This window comes from Vibrio sp. V43_P6S15P86, from assembly GCF_009904725.1.
GTDB classification, from domain to species: domain Bacteria; phylum Pseudomonadota; class Gammaproteobacteria; order Enterobacterales; family Vibrionaceae; genus Vibrio; species Vibrio diabolicus.
Map to the genome: position 1 here is coordinate 1 of NZ_WXWT01000388.1, position 4,649 is coordinate 4,649.

The window sequence follows — 4,649 nt, forward strand, 5'->3', positions numbered from 1 at the left end:
GCTATAAACAGTGCAAGCGGTAGTTATGTCATCGAGGGCAACAGCGATAAACGTGTCGTGACGATTGCGAAAGGCGTAACGATGGATTCCAACATGACGGCAAAGGACATTTTGGACCTTGGTGGCGGCAAAAACGTACTGGATCAAATTAATAATCTAATTACAGAATTTGAGAACCCGAGTCCGAATTTCCAAGCTGAAGTGGACGCAAGCTTGAGTGCCATTGATGATACGTTGGCAAGCGTACTTGGCACGATGACGGAGATTGGTGGCCGACACAATAACCTAGATTTGGTTGGCGGTGCTCATGGTGAGAATAAACTGTTCGTCGATAAAGTATCAGGTGACCTCTCAGCTCTGGATTACGGTGAAGCATCGGTACGCTTGAGCAATTACATGGCGGCTTTGCAAGCAACGCAAGCGAGCTATGTAAAGATCAATGATCTATCGTTGTTTGACCGTCTATAAGGTTAGGAAGTTCTTTTATGGTAATGAGTACAGTAGAGGTTAGACCCCATAGCATACGCTTGGGTGGGCAAGAACAAGCCTCTATCATGCCGACCCGTTCTGCAGACTCAAGTACTGCAATTAAACCGCGCCCGGCGCAAGTTCAGGCTGACACTGCGTCAGCCTACTCTGTCTCTGGGATTCAACTGACCCAGGGTCAGCAGCAAGCGACGGCAGTGCAGATCGCATCGAAATCGTTGCAGGTGATAGGCAAAGAGCTGACTCAAATTAAACGTGGTTTGACGCAAGCGGTGAATCAAGGCGTGCAAAATGTACCTGGCTTGCAGGATACATTGGTTCGTTCTAAAGCCACCATTCAGAACGTTGTGGAGCATGCTCGGTTCGACGGCCAGAAAGTGCTCAACAACGAACTGCATTTAAAGCTAGATAAAGCAGACATTCGTCGCTTTTCTATTCCTGGCTTGAATGTGCATCGCTTAAGTGACAAAGCTGAGCAAATTCGTTTGGATTTCCCTCAGGGTCAAGCGGTAATGATTCAGTTCGATGGACAAGCCGATGGTGCTCGAACTGTCAAAATGCTTGACCGAAGCTTGATTGCTTTAGGGATGCGTGCCTCATTAGCTGACGATGGCAGCATTTTATTTGAAGCCAGAGAAAACGCTTATCAGCAAATGCAGCAGAAAGTGATGGTCACGGGCGAAGGGCACCGTTTTCCTGCGGGCCAGCCGAACGTTCTAAATCTAAAGTCAGAGCCAGATGGTATTGCAGAACTTGGGTTTGATTTGGCGTCACGCGATGGTATGAAACAGACGATTGCCAAAGTGAACCAGCACCTAAGACAAGTGCAAACGAGCTTGCAGGAAGCGAAAGCATTTCATGGAGAGTTGAATACTCAAATGCGCTCAATTCAAAATAAAACCGCGCAGCTTTCTGTGGATGATGTGAATGCAAAACTGGATGGTTTTGTGCAGAAGTCTGGTGAGTTTACCTCGACTTTCCAAGCGTTGAATGCACAAGCAAACGTGCGTCGTCATACGGTTGTTGCGTTGCTAAAATAACGAACACTCCAATGATTCCCGGCTTTGCATCGCTATCGCCCCCCAATAACGATAACGGCGCATTGTCGGGAATCTCTCTTTAATTCGTTTATGGTTCGAGTGCTTTTGCCACCGAGCGATTCAATTTCTGGAATAACCACCCAAGCGCGATTAAAGATGCTCCTAAACCTAAGAAGCTGATTGCTCTCCAGAACCCATCCAGAGAACTAACATCCCATAAGAATACTTTTAGTGCGACAAAAGCTAAAACCACTAGACCCACGCGCTGCATCATCAACCCTCTGTGTGTCACACCGCGCCAAGTAAGCAATCCACCCACGAGCAAACCTGCTACTGAATAACTGAACAGTTCTGCCATGCTAGTCGGTTGGTACAGCATCATGGATGTGGTTTGCCAGAATTGACGGATAGACATGCCTAACCAAATAGCAGCAAGTGCAAAGCCTAGGCTAGCAACCGCAAATCGATGAACCTGTAACGTATTCCAGCCTCTAAAGGTTGCGATAAGTAGAATGCAAGCTGGCAGCAACCAGCCGACGCTTAGCATATTAATGACGGGAAGTGCTTGTGCTGAGACGTTATCAGTCACCAACGGCGATTCCGCCGTATTAAGCAAAACAATCAATATAGCGAACGCGCACCAAAGCAAGTAACTATAGATTTCGTAGATACGGCTTAAGCGTTGCGCAAATTGGCTGCGGTAGCTGTATACCAAACCCATAACCAACGCTTGGTTAGCAAAAACGATGGCGCTTGTGAAATCAAGGTGTCCTAAATAGCCGTACTGCCCAGTTAACCAGTAGTTGGTTTGTGTGAATAGCGCCATTAAGAATACATGCAAAAATGCGCCTTCAAACCAGTTGGTCAGTTCGAGGTCCACTTGCTTTAGCGTTGCTCGAGCATAGAGCAAGATGATGAGAGACGGTAGGTAACTCACAATAACCCAAGCCCAATGTCCTGCTTCTACGGGTTGCCATTCAGGGATGAAGGGTAAAAGTGTGAGGCGGATGACCAGTATCCCCATCGCCACTTTAATCGCCCAACTTGCGGGGCGAAATAACCCTGATTGCGTCTGCAACGCCATTACCGCAACTTGTATCGAGATTGCTGTCGTCAACCAGGTATCGCTCAACCAAACAAAAGCGATACCTACGATTAAAGCATGCATAACGGCAGAGCATTCTAATGCCAACGAACGTGCACGCTGACCAAGCACAACGTAGTAAGTGGCCATCAATGCGCAGAATGCAGTCCAATACCACAGGTAGCCTTGCATAAATTCGTCAATATAAAACAACGTAATTAAGCTCATCGCGGGAGCCAGTACCAGCAGAAGCAGCCCACTGAGTTGCGAACGGTCACTAAGTGATTGGCAATATGTTCGATAGCAGATCAGCGTAATACTCACCGCCAATGCGAATAGGATGCTAGCTTCTCGCTCTAACATATACAGCGCATCAAAAGCGATAGTAAGAACAATCAGCGCGGTTGCCGAGACGAGAATGGATGGCAAAAATACACGTAATGACCAGCCTGTACGAAGTGCTGGTAGCCAGATGATCGCAACAAGCAGCGTATAACAGTACGCCATTTGTAGAGTGTTCAGCTCCGGCATTCTGGTGACGGCAGAAAAGGTCAATAATACAATTGCGAGAGCGGTAGCGGTCGGCGAGTTTGTCCACTTGCTTTGATAGTGACGAAAGCGAGGATTGAGCATCCAACCCATTCTCGGAACCGCGAAAATGAGATACAAAGTGATGGAGAGATAAATCGCGAGCCACGAGAACAACAGTTCTGTTGGTACACTCTCAATCAACAGCAACATCCAAATGACATGTGGAATCGCGATACTTGGCGTAATCCATGCCCTACGCACTTTTTGCATCAATAAGGTCGCCGCGAACGAAATTGCGCAGATGTATCCGGCTAACAAAAAGTAGTTGGGTTCACTACCTCCAATCCACAGTGGTGCTGTGTAGCCACCAATTAAGCCAAGCACGGCCATTAACGGCCCTTGCCGCAATGATAATGCTAAACTGAAAAATGCCGCTGAAGCCAAAATGATCAACGAGATACTTGGCGTTAGCATTTGATAAACCACAAAGGCAAAAATGACGGTGCAGTAAATGCCCGTTAATCCCGTACCGGTAACAGCAGCAGGAACATACGTAAAGCCTTGGGCTCGTGTTGCTCGTTGAGGATTTTGTTGTTCTTTGCGGTGGAACCATTCGCCAACAAGCACCATAAGTAACGAGAGTACAAACGCAAAGGACACACGCATAAGTGGCGAAAACTCAATGTGACTACCAATAACCTGTACGAGATACCCCCCACCAATTAGCATTGCCAGCGCGCCCACCCAAACCAACCAGTTTTCTTGAATGTTGCTAAGCAGGCTCTGAACTTTACTCTGAAGGAATGACTCATTTTCTTGACTAAAAACATCCAGTTGCACTTCGTTTTTCTGGGCGTACCCTTGATTCGCAGCGCTCTGGTCCAAGTCTAGGTTGGCAGCTGGATCATGTTCCCCAGAGGATGAGACATTTTTCTGTTGTGATTCTATGTGAGGTGACGTCGCGACAGATGGTGTGTCTTTTTCGATGCTGGATTGTTGGTGCGCTTGTTGGTTTGAGCCCCCATGGACACTGGCTCGTAGTGATGTGACTTCCTCACGAAGTTTGGTTAGTTCTTTTTCTAAAAGTGCAGCTCGGTTGGCGGCTTTCACTCCGATGAGGATGGCGAGCAATGCCATGAATAGTGCTAGTATTACGTACAATCCATTTCTCCTTGCGTACGTCGCGTGACACACGATTCTTAACTTTGAGCACGTACGCTAAAGCTTAGTCCAAGCGCTTTGCCTTAGCTTCATATAGTGCTAGGTTCCGCGCTTTCTTTAAGAATCATTCTACATAATGAAACTCAATGCGTAATGATGAATTCGACAAAGCGACATACTTGTGTGTCACTTTAAGATCTGATGAACAGAAATGAGTCGTTAAGTCATTGGGGTTCAACTATATTCATAATTCTGATGCGATACCCAAGTGACCTCAAAAATGTGCATTTCAGAGGTATGCTGTCGAATAGTCGAAGGTAAGCCGTTTAGTCTGCATGCCAAGTCAT

Annotated in this window: 2 protein-coding genes and 1 pseudogene; 2 read left to right on the forward strand and 1 reads right to left on the reverse strand. The window is 46.9% G+C overall.

Annotated elements, in window-relative coordinates:
- Together CAG69_RS17595 and CAG69_RS17600 are read left to right on the forward strand one after the other, a co-directional pair.
- Positions 1-468, forward strand: a pseudogene (locus tag CAG69_RS17595) (flagellar hook-associated protein FlgL); the annotation flags it as partial.
- A gap of 17 nt (positions 469-485) precedes the next feature.
- Positions 486-1,526 carry a flagellin gene (locus CAG69_RS17600; protein WP_161445416.1) on the forward strand — a complete coding sequence of 347 codons (1,041 nt, stop codon included), beginning with the start codon at positions 486-488 and terminating at the stop codon, positions 1,524-1,526.
- A gap of 88 nt (positions 1,527-1,614) precedes the next feature.
- On the opposite strand, the gene CAG69_RS17605 is transcribed toward CAG69_RS17600, so the two are convergent.
- Entirely contained in the window at positions 1,615-4,278 is a 2,664-nt protein-coding gene (locus tag CAG69_RS17605) for a DUF2339 domain-containing protein (RefSeq protein ID WP_161445418.1), read from the reverse strand.
- Positions 4,279-4,649 lie beyond the last annotated feature (371 nt).